The 14,165-nt window shown below is 52.7% G+C and carries 14 protein-coding genes; 12 read left to right on the top strand and 2 right to left on the bottom strand.

Going from position 1 to position 14,165, the window contains the following annotated elements; translation table 11 throughout:
- Nucleotides 1-142 precede the first annotated feature (142 nt).
- From ACO064_RS06335 to kdpA, 6 genes are all read left to right on the top strand, one after another.
- Nucleotides 143-1,099: an aldo/keto reductase gene (locus ACO064_RS06335; RefSeq protein ID WP_421826552.1), complete on the top strand. Its 957-nt coding sequence runs from the start codon at nucleotides 143-145 to the stop codon at nucleotides 1,097-1,099.
- Entirely contained in the window at nucleotides 1,092-2,132 is a 1,041-nt protein-coding gene (locus ACO064_RS06330) for a zinc-binding alcohol dehydrogenase family protein (protein WP_421826551.1), read from the top strand. The genes ACO064_RS06335 and ACO064_RS06330 overlap by 8 nt, the downstream gene beginning before the upstream one ends.
- Nucleotides 2,129-2,941 (top strand): TIM barrel protein, encoded by an 813-nt coding sequence (locus tag ACO064_RS06325; protein WP_421826550.1) that lies wholly within the window; start codon nucleotides 2,129-2,131, stop codon nucleotides 2,939-2,941. Before ACO064_RS06330 ends, ACO064_RS06325 begins: the two co-directional genes overlap by 4 nt.
- 85 nt (nucleotides 2,942-3,026) lie before the next feature.
- The gene (locus ACO064_RS06320; RefSeq protein WP_421826549.1) at nucleotides 3,027-3,368 is read left to right on the top strand and encodes an L-rhamnose mutarotase; all 342 of its coding nucleotides are present in this window, start codon (nucleotides 3,027-3,029) and stop codon (nucleotides 3,366-3,368) included.
- Nucleotides 3,369-3,806: 438 nt separating this feature from the next.
- Entirely contained in the window at nucleotides 3,807-3,887 is an 81-nt protein-coding gene (locus ACO064_RS06315) for a potassium-transporting ATPase subunit F (protein ID WP_150880822.1), read from the top strand.
- Nucleotides 3,888-3,899: 12 nt separating this feature from the next.
- On the top strand, nucleotides 3,900-5,615 hold the full coding sequence (gene kdpA, locus ACO064_RS06310; protein ID WP_421826548.1) for a potassium-transporting ATPase subunit KdpA: 1,716 nt from the start codon (nucleotides 3,900-3,902) through the stop codon (nucleotides 5,613-5,615).
- On the opposite strand, the gene ACO064_RS06305 is transcribed toward kdpA, so the two are convergent.
- The gene (locus ACO064_RS06305; RefSeq protein WP_421826547.1) at nucleotides 5,604-5,960 is read right to left on the bottom strand and encodes a toxin-antitoxin system TumE family protein; all 357 of its coding nucleotides are present in this window, start codon (nucleotides 5,958-5,960) and stop codon (nucleotides 5,604-5,606) included. The two genes, kdpA and ACO064_RS06305, sit on opposite strands and share 12 nt — an antisense overlap.
- Complete coding sequence (locus ACO064_RS06300) at nucleotides 5,947-6,255, bottom strand: hypothetical protein (RefSeq protein WP_421826546.1); 309 nt, start codon at nucleotides 6,253-6,255, stop codon at nucleotides 5,947-5,949. The genes ACO064_RS06305 and ACO064_RS06300 overlap by 14 nt, the downstream gene beginning before the upstream one ends.
- A gap of 31 nt (nucleotides 6,256-6,286) precedes the next feature.
- On the opposite strand from ACO064_RS06300, the gene kdpB reads away from it, so the two are divergent.
- The 6 genes from kdpB to ACO064_RS06270 all read left to right on the top strand — a co-directional run bounded on the left by kdpB (nucleotide 6,287) and on the right by ACO064_RS06270 (nucleotide 14,093).
- Entirely contained in the window at nucleotides 6,287-8,350 is a 2,064-nt protein-coding gene (gene kdpB / locus ACO064_RS06295; protein ID WP_421826545.1) for a potassium-transporting ATPase subunit KdpB, read from the top strand.
- A 12-nt stretch (nucleotides 8,351-8,362) separates the two neighbouring features.
- Nucleotides 8,363-8,938, top strand: coding sequence for a K(+)-transporting ATPase subunit C (locus ACO064_RS06290; protein ID WP_421826544.1), 576 nt, complete (start codon nucleotides 8,363-8,365; stop codon nucleotides 8,936-8,938).
- 420 nt (nucleotides 8,939-9,358) lie between these two features.
- On the top strand, nucleotides 9,359-10,477 hold the full coding sequence (locus ACO064_RS06285; protein WP_421826543.1) for a porin: 1,119 nt from the start codon (nucleotides 9,359-9,361) through the stop codon (nucleotides 10,475-10,477).
- 99 nt (nucleotides 10,478-10,576) lie between these two features.
- Nucleotides 10,577-11,704 carry a sensor protein KdpD gene (locus ACO064_RS06280; protein ID WP_421826542.1) on the top strand — a complete coding sequence of 376 codons (1,128 nt, stop codon included), beginning with the start codon at nucleotides 10,577-10,579 and terminating at the stop codon, nucleotides 11,702-11,704.
- Nucleotides 11,701-13,440 carry an ATP-binding protein gene (locus ACO064_RS06275; RefSeq protein ID WP_421826541.1) on the top strand — a complete coding sequence of 580 codons (1,740 nt, stop codon included), beginning with the start codon at nucleotides 11,701-11,703 and terminating at the stop codon, nucleotides 13,438-13,440. The genes ACO064_RS06280 and ACO064_RS06275 overlap by 4 nt, the downstream gene beginning before the upstream one ends.
- 59 nt (nucleotides 13,441-13,499) lie before the next feature.
- The gene (locus tag ACO064_RS06270) at nucleotides 13,500-14,093 is read left to right on the top strand and encodes an SGNH/GDSL hydrolase family protein (protein ID WP_421826540.1); all 594 of its coding nucleotides are present in this window, start codon (nucleotides 13,500-13,502) and stop codon (nucleotides 14,091-14,093) included.
- Nucleotides 14,094-14,165 lie beyond the last annotated feature (72 nt).

Below are 14,165 nucleotides of genomic sequence, written 5' to 3'. Positions count from 1 at the left end.
AAACCGCCTGACCAGAGGCTATTTCGGGGAATATAAAAGTAGAAATAGGGCTTTCAGGACTTAAAGAAGCTGGATTCGGATCGATTTAAACGGTTTTAAGAACAAGTGCCCGTTTTGGGAAAAATGGTTCGTAAAAGTAACTATGGAATATCGTAAACTGGGTAAAACTGATTTAACCGTCTCACTGCTGAGTTTTGGAGCGTCGCCGTTGGGCAATGTTTTTGATGAAACAAACGAAGAGGAGGGGTTTCGGGCCGTTCACGCGGCCATCGATCACGGCATTAATTTTTTCGACGTTGCCCCGTTTTACGGCGACACTCTGGCCGAAACCCGTCTGGGAAAAGCCCTGAAAACGAAACGGAATTCGGTTTTTCTGGCCACAAAATGCGGTCGCTACGGCAATGGCGTGTTCGATTTTTCCTACGACCGCATCCTGCGCAGCATCGATGAATCGCTGGAACGGCTACAAACGGATTACGTCGATTTGCTAACCGTTCACGACATTGAGTTTGGTGACCACGATCAGGTGATTCAGGAAGCGTTTCCGGCGGTGCAGAAAATAAAGGAAAGCGGGAAAGCCCGGTACATTGGATTTTCGGGTTTGCCGGTTCGGTATCTGTCGAAAGTCGCCCGCGAGGTCGAGGTCGATACGGTCTTGTCGTGGGGCCATTACACGCTGCTCGCCGACGAAATCAACGACGAACTGGTGCCGCTTTCGCTCGAAAAAGGATTTGGTTTACTGAACGCGGCCCCGCTCATGCAACGGATTCTGTCGGATGCGCCCATTCCGGCCTGGCAAAGTTCTCCGCAGGCCGTGAAAGATTTGCAACCGAAACTCCTGGCCCTTTGCCGGGAATACGGGCTGGCACTGAGCGATGTGGCTTTGAAATATGCAGTCAGCCATCCGGTGATTGCCACAACCATTATCGGCATGTCGGAGCAGCGGCAACTGGAACAGAACATCCGGGCACTCGGGTTAACGATTCCCGATGAACTCCTTCACAGGATCGAAACGCTGGTGGCCCCGGTTAAAAACCAGCTCTGGTTTGAAGGAAAACCGGAAAACAACCTTCCCAAGCCCTCTTTTCAACATGACTAATCAACGCGCCTTGGTGCTGGTCGAACCCGGAAAAACGGAAGTTCGGACCATTGAAATACCGGATTTTGGGCCGGAAGACGTTCTTTTACAGGTCAATATGGTCGGCTTCTGCGGGGGCGACCTGAACGGTTTTCGCGGGTTGTTCGAGTTGCAGGAATACCCGAATGTGCTGGGCCATGAAGTGGGAGCCACCATTCTGGAAACCGGCAACCAGGTTCCCGACGCATTTAAACCGGGCATGAAAGTGACGCTCAATCCGTACCTGAATTGTGGCCATTGCGTTTCGTGCCGGAAAGGCCGACCGAATGCCTGTCAGGATAACAAGACGATGGGTGTTCGTCGTCCGGGAGCCATGACCCGGTTTATCAGCGTGCCGTATCAGAAATTGCATGCTTCTTCGGTTCTGTCGGTCAGGGAGTTGGCGTTGGTGGAGCCGCTGACGGTCGGGTTTCATGCGGCCGCGCGGGGGCGGGTTTCGGCGGGCGAGAAGGTGGCCGTGATCGGTTGCGGCATCGTCGGGATGGGCGCCATTGCGGCCTCCGTCCACCGCGGGGCCGAGGTGATTGCCATCGACATCGACGATTCCAAAATGCGGATTGCCAAACTGGCGGGTGCTGCTCATGCGATTAATACCACGAAGGTCGATTTGCACGAAGCCCTGCTGGAAATCACCGACGGTGACGGCCCCGATGTGATCATCGAAGCCGTGGGCAATGCCATGACGTATCGCGCGGCTGTGGAAGAGGTGGCCTACACCGGTCGGGTGGTGTACATCGGTTACGCCAAAAAACCGGTCGATTACAATACCGGAACGTTTGTTCGGAAAGAAATCGAAATTCTGGGTTCCCGCAACTGCCTCGGCGATTTTCCGGATGTGATCGAATACCTGGAAGCGGGTAAATTTCCGGTCGATGCCGTGATTAGTCGGGTGGTTTCGCTGGACGAAGCCGGAGCCGCCCTGGCCGACTGGTCGGAAAATCCGGGGCCGATTACGAAAATTATGGTTGATTTTGATAACAGTGTGAATTCATGAAATCCTGCGTCACCATTGCGTTGGTTCCTTCGATCAAAACCGGCCCCTGGATTTACTGGCACGACTTATCGACCAGCATGGCCAAGGCCGCAGATCTGGGATTCGATGCCGTCGAACTGTTCACGCCTTCGGCGGATGCCGTCAGCATCGACCGGCTGATGGCGCTGAGCAATCAGTTCGGGCTGGACATTGCGGCCGTCGGCACCGGAGCCGGGAAGGTGCTGCACGGCCTGACGCTGACCGACCCCGATCCGGCGGTTCGATCAAAAGCCGTTGCGTTCATTTCGGACATGATGACCTTTGGTGCCCGCTTTGGTGCTCCGGCCATTATCGGGTCGATGCAGGGTAACGCGGTTCCGGGCGTTGAAAAAGAACAGGCACTGGCCTGGCTGGCCGAGGGTTTGAATAGTCTGGGAAAACGGGCGGAGGAGCAAGGCGTCAACTTGATTTACGAACCGCTGAACCGCTACGAAACCAACCTGATCAACCAGCTTGAAACCGGTGTTACTTTCCTGAAATCGCTGGAAACCCGGCGTGTGGTGCTGCTGGCCGATTTATTCCACATGAACATCGAAGAAGTGTCGCTGGCGGACAGCATCCGGTCGGCTGGTTCATACATCGGCCACGTCCATTTTGCCGACAGCAACCGCCGACCGATTGGATTTGGCCACACCGACATGATGGCCATTGTAACGGCTTTGCAAGGTATTGATTATCAAGGATATATTTCCGCCGAAGCGTTTCCCTGGCCCGATCCTGATGAGGCTGCAAGGCAAACGATTGCCGCGTTTAAGCAGTATTTTACTTAGTATACGGTTTACGGTTTTTGGTTTACGGTAGTCGGCATGCGTCAGCTACCGTAAACCAAAAACCGTAAACTGAAAACCATAGACCATGAAACGATTTTGTCTCGCCCTCGACCTGAAAGATGACCCCGAATTGATCGCCGAATACGAACAGTGGCACGCCAAAGGCCGCGGCTGGGCGGAAGTCCGGGCGAATGACCTGGCATCCGGCATTCTGGATCTGCAAATTTACCGCACCGGAAACCGCATGGTCATGATTCTGGAAACCGACGATGATTTTACCTTCGAAAAGAAAGCCGCACTGGATGCCGTCAATCCGCACGTGCAGCGGTGGGAAGAACTGATGTGGAAATTTCAGGAGCCGCTGCCCTGGGCCAAAGAAGGCCAGAAGTGGATTTTAATGGATCAGATTTTTCAGTTTGAGAAGTAAGCACATCCGTTGACACTTCCTTTTATTCAGGTAAATCTTTCGACGAGAGAAAGATTTACCTGAATAAAAGGAAGTATTGATTCCTACCCACTGTCAATTCCTCTCATCCATTTTAGGTTCATCGGATCATACACCTTCACTGATCCCGCAGCCTATTAATTCCTTCCCGTTCTGAAAAATAATCACACCATTTTGGTAGGGTTTGTTTTTCTGTATTCTACTCTATAAAAATATTATAGGTATTAAGTATCTGTATATCAAATATTTGTACCGAGGTGGTTGAGGTGTTAAACCCCCGGACTCCTTTTTGCCAACTGATTAGCAACACTAACTAATCAACGCATGGCCACGCTTCTTTTGCTCGTCGTTACCGCACTCCTGAGCTTTGTTATTTTTTACAAAACCATCGAATGGTTCGAAAAAATCTAATCGTACCCCATGATCACGCTTGTTTTTATTGTCGCACTGCTGGTTTTCGCGTACATGCTGTACGTGCTGATGAAACCGGAAAAATTTTAACCCCATACAACCATGTCAACAGAATGGATCGGTGTAGTGGTCATGTACGGACTGACGGTCCTGCTGGCCATTCCGCTCGGCAAGTATCTTGCTAAAGTATTCAAAGGTGAACCCAATGCGTTCGATTTTATGGCTCCACTGGAGCGTTTGATTTACCGGTTGGGCGGCATCGACCCCCATCGGGATATGAACTGGAAAGAAAACCTGGTGGCCCTGCTGACGATCAACGCCGTCTGGCTGGTCTACGCATTCGTGATGTTGCTGAACCAGGGGAGCCTCCCGCTCAATCCGGACGGCAACCCGTCGCAAACCCCGGATCTGGCGTTCAATACCGCCATCAGTTTTGTGGTGAACTGCGACTTGCAGCATTATTCGGGGGAGACGGGCCTGACCTACCTGACACAGATCGGGGTAATTCTGTTCCTGATGTTCGTTTCGGCGGCCACCGGAATTGCCGCAGCGGTTTTGCTGTTTCGTTCCTTCATGCCCCAAAGCGTTGAAACCGTCAGCAACTTTTACGTGCTTTTTACGAAAGCCATCACCCGTTTGTTGTTGCCGGGATCGTTGATTGTCGCCCTGATTCTGGCGTTCAATGGCACCCCGGCTTCGTTCGATGGCAAAGACACCATCGTTACCTTGCAGGGCGATACCGTGGGCGTTTCGAGGGGCCCGGCGGCTGCTTTGATCGCCATTAAACACCTGGGAACCAACGGGGGCGGTTATTTCGGCGCCAACTCGGCGCACCCACTCGAAAACCCTAACTACCTGACCAATATGGTCGAAATGATCGCGCAGGTGCTGATTCCGATCGCGATGATTTTTGCGATGGGATTCTACATTAACCGCCGGAAATTCGCCTGGGTCGTCTACAGCGTCATGACGATCGGGATGCTTTGTCTGCTTATTCCCACGATTAGCTCGGAACTGGGCGGCAACCCGGCCATTGCCCGGATGGGCATCTCGCAACCGACGGGCGCGATGGAAGGCAAGGAAGTTCGGTTTGGTGCCCTGGCATCCGGCTACTGGAGCATCGTAACCACGATCATTTCCACCGGTTCGGTCAATTCGATGCACGACAGTTCGATGGCACTTTCGGGTGCGATGCAACTGCTGGGCATGATGGTCAACGCGTTCTACGGCGGGGTCGGTGCGGGTTTGCTCAATTTTTACTATTTTCTGATCATCGCCGTTTTCGTGTCGGGGCTGATGGTGGGCAGGACGCCCGAATTGTTTGGCCGGAAGGTCGAAGCGCGGGAGATCAAGATTGCCTCCATTGTAGCCCTGATGAGCGCGCTGCTGGTGAAAGGCGGCACGGCGCTGGGAGCCTGGATTTTTATGAAGTACGGCCAGGCCGACTGGGCCATTCAGCCTTCCGCCTGGCTAAACAACCCCGGTTTTCACGGTTTTTCGGAGATTCTGTACGAATTCACCTCGGCCAACGCCAACAACGGCTCGGGCTTCGAAGGGCTGGGCGACAACAATTTCTTCTGGAATTATTCAACGGGAATTGTGCTGTTGCTGGGGCGGTTTTTACCGATCATCGGCCCCGTTGCGATTGCCGGTTTGCTGGCGAAGAAGAAGTACGTCCCTGAATCGTCGGGAACTTTGCCGGTCGATACGGCTACGTTTGGACTGATGATTTTCGCGGTTATTTTCATCATCACCGCGCTGTCGTTCTTCCCGGCCCTGGCGTTGGGGCCGCTGGCGGAGTATTTTTCACTGAAGTGACAGCTGACTGGCAATGTATTCAAGCACTTTTTCCAGCGTCATCGGTTCCGAAGGCTGAATATTTTCTTCGGAACCAACGTGCTGATGGTGGGGTGGAACAGATACCATATGACGTTCATGGGAATTATCCCATCGATGGATGAGCCGATGATTGGAGTCTTGCCACTGGTAAGAATATTCGTGCCAGTTTGAAACCGGTAAATGATTCTCCCGAACATGCAGTATCGAATCGTCGATAAACGTGATTTTAAGCTTAAAATGCACCAGGTCGGGGCGCAGTTTTACCTGTACGACTTCCTGATTCTTAATAATGGAATGGAAAGAAGATAGATCAGGAAATTGCATTGGGCAGCAGCTGTGCTAAACGCTTTTCGAGTAAACGTAATTGTTCCAATTCGGCAGACCAGTCCATACTATCGTCTTCTCGTTCGAACAAAGCAAACTGAGTTAATTCGAAAAACTGCGAGCGGAAACGGATGTAATCCATTCCATACTTCTTCTCAAAGACGGCGATGGCATCTAAACTAACCTTTATCTCGGCCAATAAGGAGTCCCGAAGCTTTTCAGCCGCGTAATCATAAACAGACTCATAACCAATTTCCTGAACGGCTAATTCAATAACAGCCTGATGAACGGTCATAACACAAGACATTTTTTTCAAAGATAACATTATGGCACAGCCAAAACAATCCTCCCTCTTCCAGCGCGAGCTCGTTGGGAAAGCCATTCGGGAGTCATTTATCAAATTAAATCCGGTGGTTCTGATCAAGAACCCGGTCATGTTCACGGTCGAAATCGGCACGCTGATCATGGTACTGGTAACGGCGTACATTGCTCTCTCAGGCGACACTTCGCAGGGAACGCTGGGGTATAATACCGTCATCACCCTGATTCTGTTGATTACCGTCCTGTTTGCCAACTTCGCCGAAGCCATTGCCGAAGCCCGGGGGAAAGCGCAGGCCGAATCGCTGCGGAAAACCCGGCAGGAAACCCCCGCCAAAGTGATTCGCGCGGTAGGAAACATGAAAGTAAACGAAGTCCAGACCATTCCGTCGTCGCAACTGGTGAAAGGCGACGTGTTTGTTTGCGAAACCGGCGACATCATTCCGTCCGATGGCGAGATTATCGAAGGCCTGGCCACCATCGACGAGTCGGCCATTACGGGCGAATCGGCCCCGGTCATTCGCGAAGCCGGAGGTGATAAATCATCCGTAACGGGTGGTACCAAAGTGCTGTCCGACCGGATTAAAGTGCAGGTGACCACCCAGCCGGGCGAATCGTTTCTGGATAAAATGATCGCACTCGTGGAAGGAGCCAGTCGCCAGAAAACACCGAATGAAATTGCGCTGACGATCCTGCTGGCCGGTTTTACGCTGATTTTTATCATCGTCTGCGTCGCGCTGAAACCGTTTGCCGATTACGCCAATACGCCCATCACGATTGCGGCCTTGATTTCGCTGTTTGTCTGTCTGATTCCAACCACCATTGGCGGTTTGCTGTCGGCCATCGGAATTGCCGGGATGGACCGGGCGCTGCGGGCCAACGTGATTGCCAAGTCGGGCCGGGCCGTCGAAACGGCGGGCGACATCGATACGCTGCTGCTCGACAAAACCGGGACGATCACGATTGGAAACCGGAAGGCCACCCACTTTTATCCCGCGCCGGGCGTCTCCAAAACCGACATGATCCGATCCAGCGCACTGAGTTCGCTGGCCGATGAAACACCGGAAGGCAAGTCGATTGTGGAGTTGGCCGGCACGGAGGTTACGCGTAATCTGAGCACCACCGGCGCGACGCTGATCAAGTTTACCGCCGAAACCCGCTCGTCGGGGATCGACCTGCCGGATCAAAGCAACGGTCTGCTTCGGATTCGCAAAGGCGCGACGGATTCCATTCGGACAATGGTCAAACGCGCAGGTCATGCGTTCCCGGAAGAGACTGAAGAGCAGGCCAAAAAAATTGCTGCGAATGGGGGAACGCCCCTGGTTGTCTCCCAAAACGATAGCGTGATGGGGGTCATCGAGTTGCAGGATATTATCAAACCCGGTATTGCCGAACGCTTCGACCGGCTGCGGAAAATGGGCGTTAAAACCGTCATGGTAACGGGTGATAACCCCTTGACAGCCAAGTTTATCGCCGAAAAAGCCGGGGTCGATGACTACATCGCTGAAGCCAAACCGGAAGACAAAATGAACTACATCCGCAACGAGCAAACCGGCGGCAAGCTGGTGGCGATGATGGGCGATGGCACCAACGATGCCCCGGCCCTGGCCCAGGCCGATGTAGGCGTGGCGATGAACAGCGGGACACAAGCCGCCAAAGAAGCCGGGAACATGGTCGATCTGGACAACGACCCGACGAAGCTGATCGAGGTCGTGGAGATTGGCAAACAGTTGCTCATTACCCGCGGAACGCTGACGACCTTCTCGATTGCCAACGACGTCGCCAAGTATTTTGCCATCGTTCCGGCGCTTTTTACGGTTTCGATACCGGCCTTGCAGAGTCTGAACATCATGCGGTTGCACAGCGCGGAGTCGGCCATTCTATCGGCGGTTATTTTCAACGCCATCATCATTCCGATGCTGATTCCGCTGGCGCTGCGGGGTGTGGAATACAAACCGATTGGGGCCAGTGCGCTGCTCCGCCGGAATCTGTTTATCTACGGGTTTGGCGGGCTCATCGCGCCGTTTATCGGCATCAAAGCATTGGATTTAGTAGTCGGTTTATTCGTTTAATCAAATACAAAAATGAAAACTCATCTCTTCCCGGCCCTTCGACTGACCCTCGTTATGCTGGTTTTGTTAGCGGTCATGTATCCCTTGCTCGTGGCCGGTATTTCCCGGTTAGTACCCGGCGGTGGCCAGGGTGAAACCGTTGTCGTCAACGGAAAAGTGGTCGGATATTCCCGAATTGGGCAGTCGTTTACGGAAGACCGGTATTTCAACGGCCGCCCGTCGGCGGTGGATTACAACGCAGCCGGTTCGGCGGGTTCCAACAAAGGTCCGAGCAACCCGGATTACCTGAAAACCGTTCAGGCGCGGATCGATACGTTTCTGGTGCATAATCCGGGCGTTCAGAAAGCCGATATTCCGGTGGAACTGGTGACGGCTTCCGGCTCCGGTCTCGATCCGGATCTGTCGCCCGCAGCGGCCAAAATTCAGGTGGCGCGCATTGCCAGCGTACGCGGGATTTCCGTTGAAAAAATAAACCAACTGGTTGATAGCCAAACCGAAGGGCCTCTGTTGGGGCTTTTCGGCCCGGCCAAAGTGAATGTATTGCGTCTGAATGTCAGTTTAGACGAATTAAGTGCCCAACGAATTTAGTAAGTTTTAAGTTTAAACGTTCTTACGTATTTTATCGGTCATCCCTTCGGGATTTTAGACCTACCTCATTCATCTCTACCCCCGGTTCAAACCGGGGGCTACAAGATGCTTCATCCCTACGGGATTTTTAGATTTGATCATCCCGGAGAGATGAAGCATTTCGTAACGGTGGGTTCTATCCCCCCAATGTAGTCAGGATCGAATACATAAATCCCGTAGGGATGAATCATGTTGTAGCGGTGGGTTTCAACCCGCCGAATCAGGCGCCGATCAGATGCAACAAATCCCGTAGGGATGACCGATAAAATGTGTAAGAATACCTGGTTATTGAAAGTCAATTCGTTTGTGTGATCCTTCTAAAATGTATTGTTTGGGAGTATCGGGATCGCACCGACTTTAGTCTTTGGTCCGTTTAAAATCATGAAAAAGCTTTTCATCATCATCCCATTGCTGGCTTTAGGCAATGAATATTCATTCGCTCAATCAGTAGATAGTACAAACTCTTCTGCTTCCGGTCTCACCCTTTCCGGGTACGCCGAACTGTATTACGTTCAGGATCTGGACCAGCCCCGGGCGCAGGAACGCCCCGGTTTTCTGTATAACCACAAGCGAAACCGGGAAGTCAATGTGAATCTGGCTTTTCTCAAAGCGGCCTACGCGAATGAGGGAGTCCGCGCCAATCTGGCCATTCAGGTCGGGACGTATGCCCAATACAATTATGCCGCCGAGCAGCCGCTGCTCCGCAATATTTACGAAGCCAATGCGGGTGTGAAGCTTAGCAAAAACCGCGATTTATGGCTCGATGCCGGTGTTTTTTCGTCGCACATCGGTTTCGAAAGTGCGGTTTCCAGGGATTGCTGGACGCTGACACGCAGCATGTTAGCCGAAAATTCGCCGTATTACCTGGCCGGAGCCAAGCTGACGTATAACACGCCGAACGGAAAATGGACGTTGCTGGGATCAGTGCTCAACGGCTGGCAGCGGATCAACCGCTTACCGGGGTATACCAAACCGGCTTTCAGTACGCAGGTACAGTTTAGGCCGAGTTCAAAAGTGACCCTAAACTGGAGCACGTTTCTGGGAGCCGATCATGCAGATTCACTGGACCAGCCCCGGTTTTTCAATAACTTTTATGCCATCATCAACCCAACCGGCAAGTTCGGACTTACGCTGGGCTTCGACATCGGAGCCGAGCGAAAACCGATCGTTGATGAGGGAATACTGAAGCGATACGTCTGGTATTCGCCGGTGATCCTTTTCCGGTATGCCACCAGTTCAAAAAGCTACGTTGCCGGGCGGGTTGAGTATTACAATGATCCGAACGGAGTGATTATCAATACACTATCGGCGGAACGGCCCAACGGTTTTAAAACCTGGGGCTATTCCGTCAACTATGACTACCATATTCTGCCAAATGCCGTTTGGCGAATCGAATACCGGGGTTTCAACAGCAAGGATGCGATTTTTGCCGAAACCGCAACCAGCCCGGCCAAACGAACCAACAACGCACTGACAACCTCACTGGCGATCAGTTTTTAAATAGAAGGGAGAGGATAGACAAGAGAGTAAAGACAAAAGTTCTTCGTGAGGAAATTGCGTCTTTACTCTCTTGTCTATCCTCTATCCTCTCAGAAAACAATGGAAAACGACCGCGATCAATCCGCCGAACACTTTCTCCGGCTCATTCAGGCGTCGCGCCGGGGAAAATTCAAGATTTACATCGGGATGAGTGCGGGCGTGGGTAAAACCTACCGCATGTTGCAGGAAGCGCACGCCTTGCTGCGGGGAGGAATCGACGTAAAAATCGGGTACGTGGAAACCCACAACCGGTCCGAAACCCAGGCACTGATCGCGGGTTTGCCGATGATTCCGCGACGGAAGGTGTTTTACAAAGGCCGCGAGCTGGAAGAAATGGATCTGCAAACGATTCTGAACGGGCATCCCGAACTGGTCATCGTGGACGAACTGGCGCACACCAACATTCCCGGTTCGAAAAATGAAAAGCGGTGGCAGGATGTGCTCGACATTCTCGATGCGGGCATCAACGTGGTGAGTGCGGTGAACATTCAGCACATCGAAAGTCTGTATGACGAGGTTCACGACATCACCGGAATCGAGGTTGCCGAGCGCGTTCCCGACCGGGTTTTGCAGGCAGCCGACGAAGTGGTGAACATCGATCTAACGGTAGATGAACTGATTACACGTCTGAAAGAAGGGAAAATCTACGATCCGGCCAAGGTAGAAACCGCCCTGCGCAACTTCTTTCAGGCGGAAAAAATCCTGCAACTCCGCGAACTGGCGCTCAAGGAAGTGGTGACGGCAGTGGAACGGAAAGTGGAAACCACGCTGCCCGTCAACACCCAGTTTCGGCACGAACGGCTGATGGCGTCTATCAGCACCAACCACGTCGTGGCCCGGCGCGTGATTCGCAAAACCGCCCGCCTGGCGGCTTATTACCAGGCCCGGTGGTGTGTACTCTATGTGCAGACGCCCGCCGAAGACCCCAACCGCATCAAGCTGGATGTGCAACGGCATTTGATCAATAATTTAAAACTGGCGACGGAATTGGGGGCCGAGGTGATCCGGGTAAAAAACACGAGTATCTTTAATGCGCTGGTTGAGGAGTGTGAAAAGCGCAAGATTACCACGGTCTGCATCGGCAAACCGCATTTCAACCTCTTCCAGGTGATTCTGCGGACCCATGCATTCAATCAGTTGCTCACTATGTTATCGGAATCGGACATTGATTTAGTTATTCTGTCATGACGATTAAACTAAAACTATCGCTGGCGCTCGGATTCTTGTTTGCCGTTATGCTGTTGCTGGGCGGTTTGGGAATGTATTACCTGAACCAATTATCGGACGACGCCCGGGCCATTCTGAAGGATAATTATACCTCCCTTCAATTCGTTGGCGGAATGCAGAAAGCGTTGCTGACGCGCAATTCCGACCCCAATTCAATCAAGGCCTTCGACACGTCACTGCGTCGGCAGGAAGCAAATTTGACGGAAGAAGGGGAGAAGGAACTGGTGGAAGCTGTGCGCGTAGACTTCGACCGGTTGAAATCAGGAAGTCGGAATGACTCCCTGACGGTGGCCCGGATTCAACAGAACCTGCTGCAACTGGGAGCCATTAACCAGCAGGCCATGTTTCGGAAAAATACCGTGGCCGAGCAAACCGCCAAAGATGCGCTGATCTGGCTGGCTGTTACCGGCACCTTCAGTTTCCTGATTCTGTTTTCGTTCATCATCAATTTTCCCGGCTACATTGCCAATCCGCTGCGCGAACTGACGCGCAGTATTCAGGAAGTGGCCAGCCGGAATTTTGAGGAGCGACTGCATTTTAAATCCAACGACGAATTTGGTGATCTGGCGCGGGCGTTCAATTCGATGGCGCACAAACTGGATGAGTATGAGCACACCAAACTGGCCGACGTGCTGTTTGAAAAGAAGCGCATCGATACCCTCATTCAATTGATGGACAACGGAATTATCGGACTGGACGAGAAAAAGACAATCCGGTTTGTGAACCCCGTTGCCTGCCGGTTGCTGGGCGTTCAGGAAGCCGAACTAATCGGAAAATACGCGCCGGATGCGGCCCTGACCAATGATTTGCTGCGGACGCTGCTCCAGAATCTGGTGGAACCGGCGACGGAACCCCAGGTGGCGGGCGGTTTACTCAAAATTGTCGACGAAGGAAAAGAAAGCTATTTTAACCGGCAGACGCACGTCGTCACGCTGACGCGCACCGGCGAAAACCAGCCGGTGGCCGCCGGGTGGGTGATTGTACTGGAAAACATAACCGCCTACCAGGAGCGCGATCTGGCCAAAACGAATTTCATCGCAACGGTTTCCCACGAGTTGAAAACACCGATTTCGGCCATCAAGATGAGTCTGAAACTGCTGGATGATCAGCGGGTGGGCGCGTTGAACGAAGAACAGAAGCAACTGGTTGATCACGTCCGCAACGACGCCGACCGGTTGTTGAACATCACCGGTGAGCTGTTGAATCTGGCGCAGGTGGAATCGGGTCAGATTCAACTGACGATCAAGGCCGTCGATCCGTCGGATCTGGTGCAGTATGCAACCCGCGCGCTGGAAGTGGCGGCCCAGCAGCGGCAGGTGCGGTTTGAGGTGTCCGGTTTTTCGGATTTGCCCGCGATCAAAGCCGATCCCGACAAAGCCACCTGGGTGTTGGTCAACCTGTTGTCGAATGCCATCCGACACAGTCCCGAAGAAAATGTGGTTCATATTTCGGCTCAGCAGCTTGGCAATCAGGTGGAGTTTGTGGTTCGGGATTACGGCCCCGGTTTGCGCCCCGAACACCGGGCGCGGGTTTTCGACCGGTATTTTCGCGCTCCCGGCCAGAACGGTTCGGTGAGCGGTACGGGCCTGGGCCTGGCCATTTCCCGGGAATTTATTCAGACAATGGGCGGAGAAATCGGGTTGAAAGAAGGGGTTGAACCGGGGGCGGCTTTTTACTTTCGGCTGGCTATTGCCTGAAGTCCGTAGGTACGTTCAGTGCAAAGCTGTATTTTTGCGTATCTATTCCCCAAACCCCTATGTTCTGGTACGAAGACGAGGTCCATCAACTTGAAAAAAAGGTTCGCTCCACCGCAGAAGTTACCAACCGCACGGTTTTTTACGGCAGTTCTTCCATCCGCCTGTGGAAAACGCTGGACCACGATTTTTCCGGAGAACAGGTGTTGAATATTGGTTTTGGGGGCTCGACACTGGCGGCCTGTGGCTGGTTTTTTGAACGGCTGGTACTGCCGGTCCAACCGCGTTCCATCGTGTTTTATGCCGGCGACAACGACCTGGGCGATGGACGTCATCCGGAGGAAGTGTATCTGTTCTTCTGCGCGCTGACCAGTAAAATGCAGCAATACATGCCGGAAACACCGTTTACCTTTGTGGCCATCAAGCCCAGCCCCGCCCGCTGGCACATCATCGACCGCATCCGGTTTGCCAATCACCTGATTCAGCAGAAAATCGAAACCCTGCCCGGTTATCACTTTGTGGACGTCTTCACGCCGATGCTCGATGGGGGAGGACGCCCCCGCTGGGAACTGTTCGACAGCGATGGCCTGCACCTGAACCGGACAGGCTATACATTGTGGCAACAGACGTTGTTGCAGCATCCTGAGATTTTTTAACAAATTGTTTAACTAAAAAGCTGTTCGGTAATTAAAAAAGGATGCATCTTGCCTGCCGAATAAAGAAGTTGT

The organism is Larkinella sp. (assembly GCF_965227735.1).
GTDB lineage: Bacteria > Bacteroidota > Bacteroidia > Cytophagales > Spirosomataceae > Larkinella.
The sequence above is the reverse complement of the archived record's forward strand: the minus strand, read 5'-3'. Positions and strand labels throughout refer to the sequence as shown.

What these genes read in the sequence shown, in the direction of transcription:
- ACO064_RS06335 (WP_421826552.1), top strand. Translation starts at nt 143, where the DNA reads ATGGAATATCGTAAACTGGGTAAAACTGATTTAACCGTCTCACTGCTG.
- ACO064_RS06330 (WP_421826551.1), top strand. Translation starts at nt 1,092, where the DNA reads ATGACTAATCAACGCGCCTTGGTGCTGGTCGAACCCGGAAAAACGGAA.
- ACO064_RS06325 (WP_421826550.1), top strand. Translation starts at nt 2,129, where the DNA reads ATGAAATCCTGCGTCACCATTGCGTTGGTTCCTTCGATCAAAACCGGC.
- ACO064_RS06320 (WP_421826549.1), top strand. Translation starts at nt 3,027, where the DNA reads ATGAAACGATTTTGTCTCGCCCTCGACCTGAAAGATGACCCCGAATTG.
- ACO064_RS06315 (WP_150880822.1), top strand. Translation starts at nt 3,807, where the DNA reads ATGATCACGCTTGTTTTTATTGTCGCACTGCTGGTTTTCGCGTACATG.
- kdpA (WP_421826548.1), top strand. Translation starts at nt 3,900, where the DNA reads ATGTCAACAGAATGGATCGGTGTAGTGGTCATGTACGGACTGACGGTC.
- ACO064_RS06305 (WP_421826547.1), bottom strand. Translation starts at nt 5,960, where the DNA reads ATGCAATTTCCTGATCTATCTTCTTTCCATTCCATTATTAAGAATCAG.
- ACO064_RS06300 (WP_421826546.1), bottom strand. Translation starts at nt 6,255, where the DNA reads ATGACCGTTCATCAGGCTGTTATTGAATTAGCCGTTCAGGAAATTGGT.
- kdpB (WP_421826545.1), top strand. Translation starts at nt 6,287, where the DNA reads ATGGCACAGCCAAAACAATCCTCCCTCTTCCAGCGCGAGCTCGTTGGG.
- ACO064_RS06290 (WP_421826544.1), top strand. Translation starts at nt 8,363, where the DNA reads ATGAAAACTCATCTCTTCCCGGCCCTTCGACTGACCCTCGTTATGCTG.
- ACO064_RS06285 (WP_421826543.1), top strand. Translation starts at nt 9,359, where the DNA reads ATGAAAAAGCTTTTCATCATCATCCCATTGCTGGCTTTAGGCAATGAA.
- ACO064_RS06280 (WP_421826542.1), top strand. Translation starts at nt 10,577, where the DNA reads ATGGAAAACGACCGCGATCAATCCGCCGAACACTTTCTCCGGCTCATT.
- ACO064_RS06275 (WP_421826541.1), top strand. Translation starts at nt 11,701, where the DNA reads ATGACGATTAAACTAAAACTATCGCTGGCGCTCGGATTCTTGTTTGCC.
- ACO064_RS06270 (WP_421826540.1), top strand. Translation starts at nt 13,500, where the DNA reads ATGTTCTGGTACGAAGACGAGGTCCATCAACTTGAAAAAAAGGTTCGC.